This window comes from Cellvibrio sp. KY-YJ-3 (assembly GCF_008806955.1).
Classification (GTDB): domain Bacteria; phylum Pseudomonadota; class Gammaproteobacteria; order Pseudomonadales; family Cellvibrionaceae; genus Cellvibrio.
Genome location: NZ_CP031727.1, coordinates 3907278 through 3924843, shown reverse-complemented (window position 1 = coordinate 3924843; position 17566 = coordinate 3907278). Strand labels below are relative to the sequence as shown.

Below are 17566 nucleotides of genomic sequence, written 5' to 3'. Positions count from 1 at the left end.
TAATGGTTTGATTGTCTGTCTTTTGCCGCTTAAGTTGCTAACCCGAGGTAGATCATGAGTATTTTTAGTCATTACCGCGAGCGTTTCGAAACGACACAGCAGGAAGAATTATCAATTCAGGAATATTTGGAGCTCTGCAAAAAAGACCCCAGTGTCTACGCGTCCGCTGCGGAGCGTATGTTAATGGCCATCGGTGAACCCGAGATGGTTGACACCTCACAAGACCCGCGTCTCAGTCGAATTTTTTCTAACAAGATAATGAAGCGGTATAAGGTCTTTAATGAATTCTACGGTATGGAAGAGGCTATTCAGCAGATAGTCTCGTTTTTCAAGCACGCTGCACAAGGTTTGGAGGAGAAAAAGCAAATTTTGTATTTGCTTGGTCCGGTGGGCGGCGGTAAATCCTCGCTGGCAGAAATGCTTAAATCCTTAATGGAAAAAATGCCCATCTATTGCATCAAGGGTTCGCCGGTTTTTGAATCGCCCTTAGGTTTGTTTAACGCCGATGAGGATGGAAAAATCCTGCAAGAGGATTACGGTATCCAGCGGCGCTATTTAAAAACTATTATGTCGCCTTGGGCCGCCAAACGGCTGCGGGAGTTTAATGGCGATATTACCCAATTCAAAGTAGTGAAGGTTTACCCCTCTATTCTTGAACAAATTGCGATTACTAAAACCGAACCAGGCGATGAAAACAATCAGGATATTTCATCGCTCGTAGGTAAGGTGGATATTCGTCAGCTCGAAGAATTTCCGCAGAACGATCCGGATGCCTACAGCTTCAGCGGCGGCTTGTGTCGCGCCAATCAAGGTTTGATGGAATTTGTGGAAATGTTCAAGGCACCCATCAAGGTCTTGCATCCACTTTTAACCGCAACGCAAGAGGGTAACTTCAATAGTACCGAAGGGCTGGGCGCTATTCCATTTGATGGCATTATTCTGGCGCACTCCAACGAATCCGAGTGGCAAAACTTCCGCAACAACAAAAACAATGAGGCCTTTATCGATCGGGTTTATATCGTCAAAGTGCCTTATTGTTTGCGTGTGACGGAGGAGATGAAAATTTACGAGAAATTGTTGCAAAACAGTTCGCTCTCCAAAGCGCCCTGTGCTCCTGATACCTTGCGTATGCTTGCGCAATTTACGGTGTTGTCTCGTATTAAAGAACCGGAGAACTCCAATATTTTCTCCAAAATGCGAATTTATGACGGGGAAAATTTAAAGGATACAGATCCGCGCGCAAAATCTTTGCAGGAGTACAAAGACGCTGCTGGTGTGGACGAAGGTATGACAGGTTTGTCTACCCGCTTTGCGTTTAAGATTTTATCCAAAGTGTTTAATTTTGATCCAACAGAAATTGCCGCTAACCCAGTACATTTAATGTATGTGTTGGAGCAGCAAATTGAACAGGAACAATTCCCCAAAGAGGTGCAAGACAAATATCTCAATGCCTTAAAAGAATACATTTCGCCCAAGTACGTGGACTTTATCGGTAAAGAGATTCAAACCGCCTATCTGGAGTCCTACGCGGAGTATGGGCAAAATATTTTTGATCGCTATGTTACCTATGCGGATTTCTGGATTCAGGATCAAGAGTATCGCGATCATGAAACCGGTGAAATTCTTAATCGCGCTTCATTAAACGACGAGCTGGAGAAAATTGAAAAACCAGCGGGCATTAGTAACCCCAAGGATTTCCGCAACGAAATTGTCAATTTTGTGTTGCGTGCCAAAGCCAATAACGCCGGTAAAAACCCGGATTGGCGTAGCTATGAAAAATTGCGCATAGTGATTGAGAAAAAAATGTTCTCCAATACCGAGGATCTACTGCCGGTTATTTCTTTCAATGCCAAAGCCTCGGTGCAGGACAAGAAAAAACATCAGGACTTTGTACAGCGCATGGTGGAGCGCGGCTATACCGAAAAACAAGTGCGCTTGCTATCTGAGTGGTATTTGAGAGTAAGAAAATCCCAGTAACTGATTATCGGGCGGTTATTGATGTGTGTTTTCGCATCAATAGCCGCCGGAGTGGGTGAGTAAACCTTAAGGTTGAAATATGAGTTACATTATTGATCGACGCCTCAATGCCAAAAATAAAAGCGCGGTAAATCGTCAGCGATTTTTACAGCGCTATCGCCAACAAATTCAAAAAGCCGTGTCTGATGCGGTTAATCAACGCTCCATTACCGACATAGATAAGGGGGGCAAGGTTAGTATTCCCACACGGGATATCAATGAGCCCACTATTTATCACGGTCAAGGTGGGTATAACGAGCGCGTATTGCCAGGCAATAAGCAGTATTCCGAAGGCGATAAAATTGCGCGCCCGCAGGGTGGTGAAGGGCAGGGCAGCGGCGGCCAAGCCAGCGACTCCGGTGAGGGGGAGGACGACTTTTCGTTTACCTTATCGCAAGAGGAGTTTCTGGACTTTATGTTTGAAGGACTGGAATTACCTAATCTGGTTAAGCGCCAGTTGTCTGGTCTTGAAGAATTTAAAACCGTGCGCGCTGGTATCGCCAATGAAGGCCAGCCGGGGCGTATTAATATTGTGCGCTCTTTACGCTCGGCGAACATGCGCCGTATCGCCTTAACCGCGGGCAAGCGGCGCCAGTTAGATGAATTGCATGCTGAGTTGGTCGCTCTGGATAAACAACCCGATTCCCCTGCAAAAAAAGCCCGCATGAGTGAATTATTGGAAGCTGTTGCCAAGCTAGAAAAGGCGATTGGCCGTATTCCCTGGTTGGATACCTTTGACCTCAAATACAACTTGCATATCAAACAGCCTATTCCACGTTCCAAAGCTGTGATGTTTTGTTTGATGGATGTATCTGGCTCCATGGATCAAGGCACCAAAGATATTGCAAAACGTTTTTTTATTTTGTTGTATTTATTTTTGCAGCGAAATTACGAAAAAACTGAAATAGTTTTTATCCGCCATCACACCATTGCCAAAGAAGTTAATGAAGACGATTTTTTCCATTCGCGTGAAACAGGCGGCACAGTCGTATCCAGCGCACTGCGTTTAATGCAGGAAATTATTCAGGATCGTTACTCTCCCGAAATTTGGAATATTTATGGCGCACAAGCGTCAGATGGTGATAACTGGGGAGAGGATTCAGATCTTTGCCGCGATATTTTGATTGATGAGTTATTGCCCAATTGCCAATATTTTTCCTACATAGAAATTACTCAAAACCAACATCAAGCGCTCTGGGAAACCTACGATACCATTCATGCAGAATATCCTGAGCGTTTTGCGCTGCAGCATATTCGCGATGCGAGTGATATCTACCCGGTGTTTCGTGAACTTTTTCATAAGAAGGTCGCATGAGTAAACCACTGTTTACCACATCAGAATGGAGTTTTGATTTAATTCGGGATGTCGATGCAGTGCTGAGTGAGCTGGCTGCCGAATTTGGTTTGGATACTTACCCCAATCAAATTGAAGTGATTAGCTCTGAGCAAATGATGGATGCCTATTCATCGGTAGGTATGCCAATTGGCTACCACCATTGGTCCTATGGTAAACAACTGTTAAGTACGGAGCACTCCTATAAACGTGGTCAAATGGGGCTGGCTTATGAGATTGTGATTAACTCCAACCCCTGCATTGCCTATTTAATGGAAGAAAATACCATGACCATGCAGACACTGGTCATTGCTCATGCCTGTTATGGGCACAATTCTTTTTTTAAGGGAAACTATTTATTTCGTACCTGGACTGATGCCAGCTCGATTATTGATTATCTAGTGTTTGCTAAAAATTATATCAGTAAGTGTGAAGAGCGTTATGGTGTTAGTGAAGTGGAAAATATTCTGGACTCGTGTCATGCGCTTATGAATTATGGGGTCGATCGCTATAAACGTCCATCGCCCATTTCGGCACATGAAGAGGAGCGCCGCCAAAGTGAACGTGAGGAGTATTTACAAAAACATGTCAATGATTTGTGGCGCACCATTCCCAAGTCGGCCGTGCAAGATCCTGAAAAAAGCGTACCACGGTACCCCCCTGAACCCCAAGAGAATATTTTATATTTTCTGGAAAAAAATTCACCGCTACTTGAGCCATGGCAGCGGGAAATTATCCGCATAGTGCGTAAAATTGCCCAGTATTTTTACCCCCAACGGCAAACTCAGGTCATGAATGAAGGCTGGGCAACCTTTTGGCATTACACTTTATTGAATGAACTTTATACGCGCGGTTATGTAACTGATGGGTTTATTCTGGAGTTTTTACAATCCCATACCAGTGTAGTGGCCCAGCCTGCTTATGATCATCCTTATTTCAGTGGGATTAATCCTTACGCACTGGGTTTTGCGATGATGAGCGATATTCGCCGCATCTGCGAAAATCCTACGGACGAAGACAGGCACTGGTTCCCGGAAATTGCCGGCTCCAATTGGAAAGAGACATTGCAGTTTGCGATGAAAAATTTCAAAGATGAAAGTTTTATTTTGCAATTTCTGTCGCCCAAAGTAATGCGTGATTTGAAACTGTTCAGTATTGTCGATGATGACGAACAAGAAAAAATCCGGGTGGATGCAATCCACAACGAAAAAGGCTTTAAGAAGCTGCGCGAAAATTTGGCGGGACAATACAATTTAGGTAATCGAGAACCCAATATCCAGGTTTACAGTGTTGATGTGCGCGGCGACAGGTCGTTGACCCTACATCACTACATGCATAATCGCCGTCCATTGGCTGGCTCAACCCATGAAGTGCTAAAACATTTGCACCGTTTGTGGGGGTTTGATGTGCATTTGCATTCGGTGGATGGTGGTGAGATAAAACAAAGTTATCACTGTCCGCTGCAAAAACCTGACTAGGGAAATTGATTCAAATGCGCTGGTAGCGAAGAATTTGACCGCTAAAGTTTTGGCGCCCTTCTTGAGTGTGTACCTGCACCTTGTTTTGGCTGTGTGAGTAACCCAGTGAGAGCATTTTTTTACTGAATTTGGCGTGATGGCCGCGACCTGGATCAATCAGAATAACTTCGCATTGGGCTGCTGCATGTTGATTGATAAATCCTGCCAGCAATTCAACATGCTCTGCTTCATAGAGCAAATCGCTGCCAATAATCACATCAAACAAGCCCAGGTCGCTCAGCGCATCACTCCAACCTGTGCGTACAAATGGAATCAAACGATCTTTATTTAGCTGGGTATTTTTGTTGAGAAAATCTGCCGCGCCAGGGTGATAATCTGTAGCCGTAATATCGGCACGGCGATGATTAAGGATTAAACTCGCCAGCGCGATGCCACAGCCCACTTCTAAAATTCGTTTTCCTGCGAAATCAAATTCCGCCATTAAATGCGCCAACACTTCACCCGATGGCCATACAATGCCAAATATCGGCCAGGATGCCGACGAAATACCCAAGGCAGCGGCAGCACCCTCATCATCAGAAAATTCCTGATTATCACGCAGGCTACGAATATGGATATCAGTGGTGCCAAACTCAAGGGTTTGGTAGCGAACGCGAAGGGTTGTCATGATTTGCCTATAAAAAGTGATACAAAGCAACTCATGCGAAAGACTGGGGCGCTTGGCGAGAACATCATTCTACGGTGTTTTAAAGGCTAAAACCTGAATTTCGCTGTAATGGAACTTATTATTACTGTTCGTGTCAGTTACTCGTGCCTTTTTGGAATAACCAATAATAATCTGGATCAGCGATGAACTATTTTCTCCTAACAGCCCTCGTGCTGCTGTTTGCTAGCTCACTTTGCCATGCTCGTGAAATCGCCCTTACCTTTGACGATGCGCCAACACCCGATTCAGCATTAATGACCGGCGCCGAGCGAACCCGAAAGCTGATCGATATATTGGTGAAAGCCAAAGTTCCAGATACATTATTTTTCGTGAAAGCGGACTACATAAATAAAGATACGCAACAACGTTTGGAACAGTACGCCGCTGCTGGTTTCCATCTTGCCAATCACAGCTATAGCCATCAATCAGCCAGTGAGCTGGGATTGCTGGATTACCCTGCCGATGTTTATAAAGCGCATTTATTATTGAAGTCACAAAGAAATGTTTTACCTTACCATCGTTTTCCGTACTTGCATTACGGTAAAGACTTGGCGGCTATCATTGCTTTGCAGCAGTCGCTTACTGATCTGGGGTATAAAGATGGTTACGTTACTATTGATAATTTTGATTGGTACATTAGTTCGCTGCTAACTAAAGCCGCAGAAGATAAAAAAACACTCAATTACGATAACGCGCGAAAATTTTATGTGGATACGCTGTATGAATCCATCGAGTTTTATGACGCAATCGCTAAAAAAACTCTCGGGCGTTCGCCACGGCATGTAATGCTTTTACACGAAAACGATGCGGCAGCATTGTTTGTCGGTGATCTTATTGCGCATTTGCGCGCTAAAGGTTGGAAAATTATTGCTCCTCAAAAAGCCTATGAGGATCCTATCGCCCGTAACTTTCCCAATACTGTATTTCACAAGCAGGGTCGAGTTGCTGCTATCGCCAATAGCAAAGGTGTTCCTGAGTCTGAATTGCGTCATCCATCGGAAAATGAACAGTATCTTGATCAGGCTTTTGCGAAAGCGGGTGTGCTTGTTGATCTCTAGTCAGTAAATCGAAATAACCAATCAATAATTGCTAATCACCAATAACTAAGGAAATTAAATGTCATTCAAGAAGGTGTTTTTGTTGTCCTGCATTTTAGGAGCTAATAGTTTTGCAACTAATGTTTATGCCAGCGAAATACCGCCTTTTGGTTATCCTGCGTATGAAACAAGAAGTATTCATGCAAATAGTAATAATAAGGATTATGAGCTTTATATACAGCTGCCAAAGTCTTATTGGGACACTAAAACTGCTTATCCGCTAATCATCGTTAATGACACTAGTTGGGGCTTTCCGATTACCAATGGTGCTATGGCTCTAATGGGTGGGAATGTAGTAAAAGAGGCTATTGTTGTAGGTGTTTCTTATTCAAAGGGTGATGATCGCACGATCAGTCGTACGCGGGATTATACTCCAACCTATTCCCCTGAGGAGTCTAAGGGTCATTCATCAGCAGCACGTAAAGCCTCTGGTCATGCGAAAGAGTACACTGTTTTTCTTGCTGATCAGGTTATTCCGTTATTGAAAAATTCTTATCGTGTCGATGCTAATAATAAAATTTTCGTTGGTCATTCATTTAGTGGCTTGTTAGGTTGCTATATTTTGGTCAACAGGCCTGAGATATTTGATCACTATATTATTGGCAGTCCTTCATTGTGGTATGACAACAAAGTGATTTTTGAGATGGAGAAGCGATACGCAGAAAAAAATAAATCCTTAAGTGCACATGCAATGATTTATGCTGATCAAAATGATAGCAGCTTGAATAATAAACAAATGGCTGATGATGTATTGGCTTTTGAAAAAGTCTTGCGCTCGCGTAATTATGCCGGGCTGGATTTGCAGGTTGAAATTATAAAAGGAGAAAATCATCACAGTGTATTTCCCGGATTATTATCTCGTGGTTTGATGGCGGCAATCCCGCTTAAAAAGTAGATGTCAGGGGGAAATAAGGTACGCAACACATTTGCGTTGCGCCTTGTGTTGTTAACGCATCAGCTCATATACACACATATTTACCGCAGACGCTAAATTCAGCGATTCAATTGCACCGCAACCAGAAATCGTAAATGGCTGTGCATTCATGGTCTGCAAATCTTCACGCGGTATACCGCGTGCTTCGTTGCCAAACACGTAACAATCAAAATGTTTGAAGCTGTTATCGCCGAGCGATTTGCCGTTCATGTCTAGGGTGGCGATGGATTGAAAGCGCGACGCGATAGACTCTAGCGTTACATCCAATTCCGTTGGTACATGAAAAATCGCGCCCATACTGGAACGAACCACTTTGGGATTGTAGGGGTCTACCGAGCCAGGGCTTAGCAGGCAGCGAAAATTGCCGAACCAGGCGAGGCTGCGCAAAATAGTCCCGAGGTTGCCCGGGTCTTGCACTTCATGCAGGTAAATCGCACGTTCGTTTTGGTTGCTGGTTTTTGCAGATGGCAACAGCGGTGCGACGGCGATAATACCTTGCGGAGTTTTGGTGTCCGATAGCTGTGCCATATTTTTTTCGCTGACCAGATTCTTTTTAAACCGGCTGGCAAAGTGTTGATAGTTTTCAGTTACAAATAATTCACAGTCTTGCAAAGCTGCGTTTGTTTCTGCAGCTTTCTCCAGTTCCAAAATCAGGTGCTCACCTTCCACCAAAAAATAGCCGAATTCCGTGCGATATTTTTTTTGATGGAGTTTTTTTGCATCGTCGATTTTTAAATGCATGTTATTCACCTTGTAAATCGGCGAGCATGGCTTTAGCAACGGCTTCGGCAACTTTAATACCATCGACACCTGCCGACAAAATACCACCAGCATAACCAGCACCTTCTCCGGCGGGGTATAAACCGCGAGTGTTTAAACTTTGTAGCGATTCATGCTCACGGGTAATACGCACAGGTGATGAGGTGCGGGTTTCAATGCCGGTGAGAATGGCATCGTCACGATCAAAGCCGCGAATTTGTTTGCCAAATGCGGGCAGGGCTTCGCGGATCGCTTCGATAACATAATCAGGCAGTGAAGAGGCGAGGTCGCCCAGTAGCACGCCGGGTTTGTAGGACGGTTCAACTTCACCGAATTCAGTTGACGCTTTGCCGCGAATAAAATCGCCGACCAATTGCCCAGGTGCGCAGTAATCTTTTCCGCCCAATTCAAATGCGTGTGATTCCAATTTTTCTTGCAACTCGACACCAGCGAGTGGACCACCGGGGAAATCTTCTGCGGGATTAATACCCACGACTATGCCTGAGTTTGCATTGCGCTCGTTGCGCGAATATTGGCTCATGCCGTTGGTAACAACGCGATTGGGTTCCGAAGTGGCGGCTACCACGGTTCCACCGGGGCACATACAAAAACTGTACACCGCGCGGCCATTTTTAGCGTGATGGACAACTTTATAATCGGCGGCGCCGAGTTCAGGGTGGCCTGCGTATTTGCCCAAACGCGCCTCATCAATTAATGATTGTGGGTGTTCGATACGAAAGCCAACCGCAAACGGTTTTGCTTCTACATACACACCGCGTTCATGTAATTTGCGAAAAGTATCGCGTGAGCTGTGGCCGAGTGCGAGTACTACATAACGGCTGCGCAGTGTTTCACCATCGGCCAGTGTTACCCCTTCAATGCGGCCATTTTCGATCAGAAAATCAGTGACTCTACTTTCAAAGCGCACTTCACCGCCGAGGCTTTTAATTTCTTCGCGCATCGCGGCAACTACGCCGGTCAAACGGAAAGTACCTATGTGCGGTTTGCTCACATACATAATTTCTTCCGGCGCACCGGCGCGCACAAATTCGTGCATCACTTTGCGACCGTAAAATTTTGGATCTTTAATTTGGCTATAGAGTTTTCCGTCAGAAAATAAACCGGCACCACCTTCACCGAACTGTACGTTGGATTCGGGTGTTAGTACCTTGTTGCGCCACAGCGCCCAGGTGTCCTTGGTGCGGCTGCGCACATCTTTACCGCGCTCCAACACAATCGGTTTAAAACCCATTTGCGCAAGAGTGAGTGCGGCGAATAAACCGCAGGGGCCAAAACCTATCACCAGCGGGCGCTCGCTTAAATCGGTGGGCGCTTCCGCAACGGGGTAGTAATTAGTGTCCGGCGCGGGGCGAATATTTTTGTCGTCGGCAAAACGGCTGAGAATTTTCTCTTCGTTGGTTACATTCAAATCGATGATGTAAACAAACATGATCTCGCTATTTTTTTTGCGCGCATCGTAACTGCGTTTAAATACGGTGAAATCAAGTAAATCTGCGTCTTTGATTTTCAGGCGTTTAACGATGGCAGTGCGCAGGGCTTCGGTAGGGTGGTCCAACGGCAGTTGGAGTTCGGTAATGCGAATCATAATGGCTCCTGGCCGGTAACTTTCCGGCAAAGGGATAGGTAAAAGAATAATAGAGCAATGGAGTGGCGCGTATTTTACGCTGGTTTCTACCGATGCGTCACTGGCTGTAGCTGAGTGCTTTTGTTTTATCGTTCCTTAGGGCATACAATAGCAACCCTTTTGGGCTCATTTTCTTTGAGCCTACGCCCATCTCTCCAGAACACTTGTGATATTTATGGCTCGATCCAAAAGCAGTAACCGTTGGTTGGAAGAACACGTCAACGATCCCTATGTTAAAAAGGCGCAAGTGGATGGCTATCGAGCGCGCGCGGCTTATAAGCTGCTGGAGTTGAATGAAAAAGATAAGCTGATTCGCCCCGCTATGATGGTGGTGGATTTGGGGTCGGCTCCGGGTAGCTGGTCGCAAATCGCTGGGCGTTTGGTCGGGGTAAAAGGGCGGGTGATCGCGTCGGATATTTTGCCGATGGATTCATTGGAGCACGTGGATTTTATTCAGGGTGATTTCACGGAAGAGGTGGTGTTTAATCAAATCATGGAGAAGCTCGGCGGTAACCGCGCTGATGTGGTGATCTCCGATATGGCGCCCAACATCAGCGGGGTGGATGCGGTGGATCAGGCATCGTCCATGTACTTGGTTGAGCTTGCGTTGGATATGGCGCGCAGCGTGTTAAAACCTAAAGGGGATTTTGTCGCCAAGGTTTTTCACGGTGAAGGCTACGATGATTACGTGAAAGAAGTGCGTACTTCATTTGAAAAAGTGGTGATTCGTAAGCCCGATGCATCGCGCCCACGTTCGCGCGAAGTGTATGTGGTGGGTAAGGGATTTAAAGGGTAATCAAATCTTGATGCGCATTACGCATTACGCGTTGCCCATCAAGTTCAGCTTCATTCTCGGTATCAGTCCCAAGATTATTTTCAATATTAAGAGCTGCGTACGACTAATTCCGTGGCGAGCATTTGCGAGCTCACGGTTTCATCGCCGTTAATTTGTTTAAGAATTTTTTCTACCAATAATTTTCCGCCCGCGTGAATATTCTGGCGAATGGTTGTCAGCGGTGGGCTAAAGAACGGGGCGATAGGAATATCGTCAAAACCTACGACTGAAACATCCTCTGGTACGCGATAACCTTGTTGTTGCAGAGCGTTAATCGCACCCATGGCGATGTTGTCGCTTGCGGCAAAAATGCCATCAAAATCCAATTCGCCTTGCAGTAATTCATTCACGTGATTAAAACCGGATTCAATGGAAAACGCCGCTTGCACGTGGCGCTCCTGAGTTGCTAATCCCGCTTTTTTGAGTACATCAAAATAACCTTGAAAGCGCTGGTTAATTTCCGGGTGGGCAATATCGCCTAAAAAAACCAAACGTTTACAGCCGCGTTGGAGTAAATGCTGCGCCGCAATTTGGCCGCCCTGATAATTATCGCTGCCCACCACGCAATATTGCGTATCCGGTGTTGCGGCGCCCCATACCACCAGTGCATCACCCATAGCGTGCAGTTTTTGCAGCGGCGTATCGTCGCGCCCTGTGCCTATCACAATAATGCCATCGGAACGTTTGGAGCTGAGCAGATGGGAATGCCAATCGTCGCTGGTAATGGCGGGGCTGGAAAACAATAAGCTGTAATTATGCTGATGTAATTCATCGGCAATTGCGCCGATCATATCCATCATAAACGGGTCAGAAAATTTTTGGCCGTCGTGGGTTTGGGCGTTAATTACGACAGAGATTGCATGGCTGCGTTGCAGGCGTAAATTGCGGGCGCCGGTGTTGAGTTTGTAATTCATTTCGCGCGCGAGCGCCTGAATTTTTTCCCGCGTTTGTTCGTTGATAATCGGGTTGTTATTCAGTGCGCGGGAGACGGTAGATTCCGCCACTCCGGCGCGTCGTGCGATGTCGGCAATGGAGACTGGCGGCGATGACATTTTACTCATGAGATAACAACACCCTGATTCTGTTGGGTGCATGGTATGTAAGTCGTTTGTTTTATACAACCGCGCGCCGGTTTACGTTATTTGCTTATGCGTTTTAAATGAAAAATAAGCAGAAAAATACAAGCCATAGGCACCAGCGCCAAGTAAAACGCGGTTTGACCGCTGAACTGATTAAACACCGTGCCGGTGATAATCGAGCCGGTCGTGCCGCCCAAAGCGGAGAAAATAATAATCAAACCCGTCATGGATGATTGTTGGCGCTGGGGCAGGGAGCTGAGCACCAGCGAATTAAGCAGCGGGTAGATGGGCGCCATAAACAAACCAATCAGCGGGAAAATATAAGCCGCCAACGGCAGGTTAAACCAGTGGCTGTCGGCCTTGGCTTCCACATTGTGGGCGAGGGGCAGGGTGAGAATAACCAGCGTTGCCATAGCCAAAATACAGCCGGCGAGAAACAGGTGCCAGGGAATAAAACGCAGCAGCCAGCCCGCACCCAAACGCCCCAAAGCCAGGCTGAGCGCAAATAAACTGGTGATCTGCACGGCGATACTCGCGGGTAGTCTGAGCACTTCACTGTTAAAAGTGGGAAGCCAGGTACCTATGCCTTGTTCGATCAGTACGTACAAAAACATCGCGCCCATAAAGCTGTATACCAAGGGCCGCAATACCAACTTGAGCATGGCAATAAAGTCTTCAAAGGGACTGGTTACCGGTGATGCTGGGTTGGTGTTGGTAGTGAGTTTGCTAGTGGGTTCGGTAGTGAGTTCAGTTGTGGAATCAGTAGCTGGGCGATCATCAAATTTAACCGCGAACATAAGCAACAGGTTGAAGGCGCAGAGCCCGGAAATCAGCCAATACACATTAAGCCACGCGCTGCTGGCCGGGTTCTGGTCATCGATAAACGCACTGAAAATCCAATAGCCCGATAACACCCCGCACATAAAAATCCCTTCAATGCTATTGAGCAGGCTGGCATGGTTTTGTTTGCTGTTAGTGAGCAGCCCGACACTGGCATAGACCGAGACTTTAATCAGCGCAAATGCCGAGCCTACGCAGAGAAAAAATAATTTAGTCGCCCAAAAACTGGCAATCACCGGCATGGCGAGGCAGGCCAACAATACCAGTGATACAGCAATCAGCATTGCCTTGCGGTAGCCGAGACGAGGCAGGAGCGAGGCGACAAAAAACGACACTATGGCGATGGGTAAATCCTTAAAACCTTCCAGCAGCGCTGCGTTTTCTTTGCTTACGCCAAAGCTGTTGATGGATTGCAAGATGACTATGCCGACGCTGTTCAGCAGTAAGCCGAACAGGAAGTAGTTGCACATGAGCACCAGAATCATCAGGTGTCGGTTGGTGATTGCCATAACACTGTTCTCGTTATTGTGTTTTTTGTCGCGCCATTGTTATTAACGGCGTTAAGTATCGCCCGAGAAATGAGTCTAATCACCTATTTTTCCTTTGGCAATCGTTTGCAGATTTTTTCGCAATCGTTTGCAAAATATATTGCAAACGATTGCAATTTGTTTTTTTGGGTTCTAATATTATTTGGACAGGGGCTTTGTAAGGGTGAATTTCCTGCGGCAAGAGGCAACACAATCAACACAGAACGATAGCAATCCAACAATAACTAGCCCACGACAGGGGAGAACCCATGAAAATCAATCTACTTACACGAGCCATTATTAAGGTTAATCATCACCGTAAATCCTGCCTGAACCTTGCCCTTGGTGCGGTTGCGCTGGGTTTGGTGCAGGCGCCGGTTATGGCGCAGGACGGCGGTGACACAATTGAAGAGTTGATCGTTACCGGTACACCGGGCGGCGCCAGCGTGAAGCGCTTTGATGCCAGCTTCGCGATTTCCACGGTGGACGATGCAGAGATCAAACAAGTATCGCCGGCCAGTACTGCCGATTTGTTAAAAACCATCCCCGGTGTGTGGGTGGAGAGTTCGGGCGGTGTGTCCGGCGCCAATATTTTTGTGCGTGGCCTGCCCAGTGGTGGCGATGCGGATTTTGTCACCGTAGCGATTAATGGCCTGGCAATTTTCCCTGCACCGACTTTGTCGTTTATGGAGAACTCCACCCTGTTCCGGGTGGATGAAACCATTGAGCGGCTGGAGGGTTTGCGCGGTGGCCCCAACCCCGTGTACTCCAACGGCCAGGTCGGTTTAACCACTAACTTTATTTTGAAAGAGGGTGGTGAAGAAACGGAAGGCGCGCTGCGTTACACCACCTCGGATTACGATTTGCAGCGCATCGACGGTATGGTCAGCGGCAAATTGGACGATGATTTGTATTACATGATCGGCGGTTATGTCAGCTCATCGCCCGGTGTGCGCGATGCCGGTTTTAATGCGGAAGAGGGTCATCAGTTCACCGTCAACCTCACCAAAATCCTCGATAACGGCAAAGCCAATCTGTTCCATCGCAGCACCGACGACCACGGCACCTGGTATTTGCCGGTGGCGCTGGATGTAAACGGTGTTGAAACCGGGTTGGATGCGGGTTACACCCAGGTCGGCCAACGTAATCGCCACGTATTAGTGCCTATGTCTGGCGCGGATGGCAACGGCGGTTCGGCGATCAATTGGGAATCCATGGATATGGGCGAAGGGCGCGGTTGGGATGGCAGTGTGACCGGCGGCTCGCTGGAATTAAACCTGGCCAACGACTGGACCTTTATCGATCGCTTCAGTTTGACCAAAGGTGATGCCGATACTTTTGGTTTTGTGCCTCAGGGCGCAGCAGTGACCTTGGGCAGTTTGAACGGCGGCGTAGCGGGTGAGACGGTGACCGGTGCACCCCTTGCAGCCAACCAACTGGTGCAACAATTTGGCCCCTGGGTGGTGAAAAAAGATATCAGTGCGTTTAACAACGATTTAAGCCTGGGCAAACGCTGGGACGATTTTAAACTCACCCTAGGTTATTACAGTTCCGCGTGGGATGTCAGTGAGCAATGGTCCATCGGCAACCAAAAATGGTATCAACTGGGTCACAACGGCGAGCAAGTCAGTGCGGCGAGTATTAGTGATCCCTGCCAGGGGGCTGATGTTGCCACCTGTGGTTGGAAATACGATGTGGATGCCCGCGGCGACGCCCGTGAAAATGCGTTTTATATCGCCGGTGAAACCTACATTGGCGATGTAACGTTGGACGCCGGTGTGCGCCTTGCGAATCGCAAAACCAGTTACGCGGTAGATGACGGCGCGCTGGATGGCCGCGATGATTTTTTTGTCGATGCCGATGAAAGTAACACCGCTTATACCGCCGCCGCCAACTGGAATTTCCGCGATGACATGGGCGTGTTTGTGCGTATCAACGACGGTTTTAAATATCCGGACTTTGATGCCTACCGCGATTTCCGTGGCGATTTTAACAACGGCTCGGATTTGATTATTGATGTCAGTCAGTTGGAGTTGGGTTACAAATTGTCGCGCGATAACTACTCACTTTATGCCACCGGTTTTTCCAACAAAACCAAAGGCCAACCTTTCTGTGATGTGGGCGCGGCCAGCTGTACTCGTTTGGAAACCAAAGCGATTGGTGTGGAGCTGGATGGTAAATTGTACTTGGGAGATTTCACGCTGGATTTAAACGCGACGGTACAAGAACCAGAGATCGACAACGGACCACTGGCGGGCAATCAAGTATTGCGTCAGCCAACCCACATGATGCGCTTAACCCCGAGCTATAACCTCACGTTGGGCGGCAATGTGGAGACATCGCTCTACGCGACTTACAGTGTGATCAGTGATCGCTATGGTGATAATGCCAACACCAATACGTTGGACAGCTACACTAAATTGGATCTCGGTGTGCAAGTGAATATCGACAACCTGAATATCCAGTTAGCGGTAGACAATGCCACCGATGAGTTGGCGCTGACCGAAAGTGACCCTCGTGCGACTGGTGCATCGGCTAATGGCCGTTACATTCTGCCGCGCAATGTGAAGCTGAGCCTGGGTTACAACTTCTAATCCGCGCTATAGCCTTTGGAGCCGCGCCCAAGGCCGGCTCCCTTTTTGACTTCACGGAGTGGTCGATGAAACCAGCAATTATCGGCTTGCTACTGGCACTATTGCTGATGGCCTGTAGTGACAACAATGAAATCCCATCAGCGCAAAATTCTACCCAGCAGACAAGCGCCACATCGTCCATTCTTTTCACTTCTGTCGATGGCAACCAAGCAATTATGTTTAAAGAAATTCAGCTATCCAATTTGTTTCCCGACTCCAAAACCTTTGTGGATAGCATTCCCCATCAGCCCATGGTGCAAATTGCGGCGCTGTACCAAACTCAAAAAACACAACCGGATTTTGATTTGGAAAAATTCGTGCGTGAACATTTTGAATTACCCCATGGGGTTGCCGCTGATTTTAAAAGTGATATCCATCAACCGGTGGAACAGCATATTAGCCAGCTCTGGGATTTGCTGACGCGCCAACCCCATACTGCCGTGAATACCAATGGCAGTTTAATTCCCCTACCCAATGCCTATGTGGTGCCCGGTGGGCGCTTTCGCGAAGTTTATTATTGGGATAGTTATTTCACTATGCTTGGCCTGCAGGTTTCTGGTCGCTGGGATTTAATTGAAGGCATGGTGAATAACTTTTCTTACCTGATTAATAGCCGTGGGTTTATTCCCAATGGCAACCGCACATACTACGAAGGCCGTTCACAACCACCCTTTTTTGCATTGATGGTCGAGTTATTGGCGCAGCATAAAGGCGAAAAAATCTATGCGCAGTATTTGCCATCGCTTGTTAAAGAATATGAATTCTGGATGAGCGGAGCGTTGCAATTAACGGCAGCGGCACCTGCTCATCGCCGCGTGGTGCGAATGGCCGATGGCAGTGTATTGAATCGCTACTGGGACGATATAGCCGCACCGCGGCCGGAATCATTCAAAGAAGACTATGAACTGGCGGAAGGGGCGGGTGCGAACAAAGCAGAGCTTTATCGCCATGTGCGCGCGGCAGCGGAATCCGGGTGGGATTTCAGCAGCCGCTGGTTTAAAAATCCTGCGGACATGAAAACTATTCACACCACTGACATAGTCCCGGTGGATCTCAATGCGCTGCTGTTTAATATGGAAAAAATGTTAGCGCACATTTATGCATTGGAAGGTAATCGCGCTGAAGCCGATAAATTTTTGCGTTTGGCTGGGCAGCGTCAGCAGGCTGTATTGAAATATTTTTGGAATGAAACAACCGGTTTCTTTCACGACTACGATGTTAGCGCGCAACAACAAACGCCAGTGCTGTCGCTCGCAGCCATTTTTCCACTGTATTTCGGCATGGTGGATCAGTCCATGGCCGATCAAGTTGCACAAAAAATCGCGCAGGATTTTTTACAAGCCGGTGGCCTCACCACCACACTGGCCAACACCGGTCAGCAGTGGGACGCCCCCAACGGCTGGGCACCCCTGCAGTGGTTGGCGATTCAAGGTCTGCGTCATTACCAACACTACGACACTGCGGATCAGGTTAAATCCCGCTGGGTAAATTTAAATCGCGAGGTCTACCACACTACCGGTAAGTTGGTAGAGAAATATAACGTTTACGATATTCACCTACCCGGCGGCGGCGGCGAATACGAGTTGCAGGACGGTTTTGGCTGGACGAATGGCGTGTTATTGGCATTGTTGGCGGAATAAGGCAAAAGTTTTTGGGATATCTGCCGATAAGCATAGGGAATTAA

The 17566-nt window shown here is 47.3% G+C and carries 13 protein-coding genes; 8 read left to right on the top strand and 5 right to left on the bottom strand.

The window, feature by feature from the left end:
- Nucleotides 1–54: 54 nt before the first annotated feature.
- From D0B88_RS16580 to D0B88_RS16570, 3 genes are all read left to right on the top strand, one after another.
- On the top strand, nt 55–1977 hold the full coding sequence (locus tag D0B88_RS16580; RefSeq protein ID WP_007643838.1) for a PrkA family serine protein kinase: 1923 nt from the start codon (nt 55–57) through the stop codon (nt 1975–1977).
- A 79-nt stretch (nt 1978–2056) separates the two neighbouring features.
- The gene (locus D0B88_RS16575) at nt 2057–3331 is read left to right on the top strand and encodes a YeaH/YhbH family protein (RefSeq protein WP_151058534.1); all 1275 of its coding nucleotides are present in this window, start codon (nt 2057–2059) and stop codon (nt 3329–3331) included.
- Nucleotides 3328–4827, top strand: coding sequence for a SpoVR family protein (locus D0B88_RS16570; RefSeq protein ID WP_151058532.1), 1500 nt, complete (start codon nt 3328–3330; stop codon nt 4825–4827). The genes D0B88_RS16575 and D0B88_RS16570 overlap by 4 nt, the downstream gene beginning before the upstream one ends.
- 10 nt (nt 4828–4837) lie before the next feature.
- Here D0B88_RS16570 and D0B88_RS16565 read toward each other — a convergent pair whose 3' ends face one another.
- Complete coding sequence (locus D0B88_RS16565; protein ID WP_151058530.1) at nt 4838–5494, bottom strand: methyltransferase; 657 nt, start codon at nt 5492–5494, stop codon at nt 4838–4840.
- Between the two features lie 182 nt (nt 5495–5676).
- Here D0B88_RS16565 and D0B88_RS16560 point away from each other — a divergent pair, with 182 nt between their 5' ends.
- Nucleotides 5677–6591, top strand: a complete 915-nt coding sequence (locus tag D0B88_RS16560; RefSeq protein WP_225318425.1) for a polysaccharide deacetylase family protein — start codon at nt 5677–5679, stop codon at nt 6589–6591.
- Nucleotides 6592–6649: 58 nt separating this feature from the next.
- Nucleotides 6650–7525: an alpha/beta hydrolase gene (locus D0B88_RS16555; protein ID WP_151058528.1), complete on the top strand. Its 876-nt coding sequence runs from the start codon at nt 6650–6652 to the stop codon at nt 7523–7525.
- A 51-nt stretch (nt 7526–7576) separates the two neighbouring features.
- Here D0B88_RS16555 and D0B88_RS16550 read toward each other — a convergent pair whose 3' ends face one another.
- Together D0B88_RS16550 and D0B88_RS16545 are read right to left on the bottom strand one after the other, a co-directional pair.
- Nucleotides 7577–8305, bottom strand: coding sequence for an RNA methyltransferase (locus D0B88_RS16550; protein WP_151058526.1), 729 nt, complete (start codon nt 8303–8305; stop codon nt 7577–7579).
- Nucleotide 8306: 1 nt separating this feature from the next.
- Nucleotides 8307–9929, bottom strand: a complete 1623-nt coding sequence (locus D0B88_RS16545) for an NAD(P)/FAD-dependent oxidoreductase (RefSeq protein WP_151058524.1) — start codon at nt 9927–9929, stop codon at nt 8307–8309.
- A gap of 214 nt (nt 9930–10143) precedes the next feature.
- Between D0B88_RS16545 and rlmE the strand changes: the two genes are divergently transcribed.
- Entirely contained in the window at nt 10144–10764 is a 621-nt protein-coding gene (gene rlmE, locus D0B88_RS16540) for a 23S rRNA (uridine(2552)-2'-O)-methyltransferase RlmE (protein ID WP_007643818.1), read from the top strand.
- A gap of 86 nt (nt 10765–10850) precedes the next feature.
- On the opposite strand, the gene D0B88_RS16535 is transcribed toward rlmE, so the two are convergent.
- Nucleotides 10851–11864: a LacI family DNA-binding transcriptional regulator gene (locus D0B88_RS16535; protein WP_007643817.1), complete on the bottom strand. Its 1014-nt coding sequence runs from the start codon at nt 11862–11864 to the stop codon at nt 10851–10853.
- A 77-nt stretch (nt 11865–11941) separates the two neighbouring features.
- On the bottom strand, nt 11942–13231 hold the full coding sequence (locus D0B88_RS16530; RefSeq protein ID WP_151058522.1) for a sugar MFS transporter: 1290 nt from the start codon (nt 13229–13231) through the stop codon (nt 11942–11944).
- Nucleotides 13232–13518: 287 nt separating this feature from the next.
- On the opposite strand from D0B88_RS16530, the gene D0B88_RS16525 reads away from it, so the two are divergent.
- Both D0B88_RS16525 and treA read left to right on the top strand, forming a co-directional pair.
- Nucleotides 13519–15843, top strand: a complete 2325-nt coding sequence (locus D0B88_RS16525) for a TonB-dependent receptor (protein ID WP_151058520.1) — start codon at nt 13519–13521, stop codon at nt 15841–15843.
- Between the two features lie 65 nt (nt 15844–15908).
- A complete protein-coding gene (gene treA, locus D0B88_RS16520; RefSeq protein ID WP_151058518.1) occupies nt 15909–17522 on the top strand; it encodes an alpha,alpha-trehalase TreA in 1614 nt (537 codons plus the stop codon).
- The last annotated feature ends 44 nt before the right edge of the window (nt 17523–17566 follow it).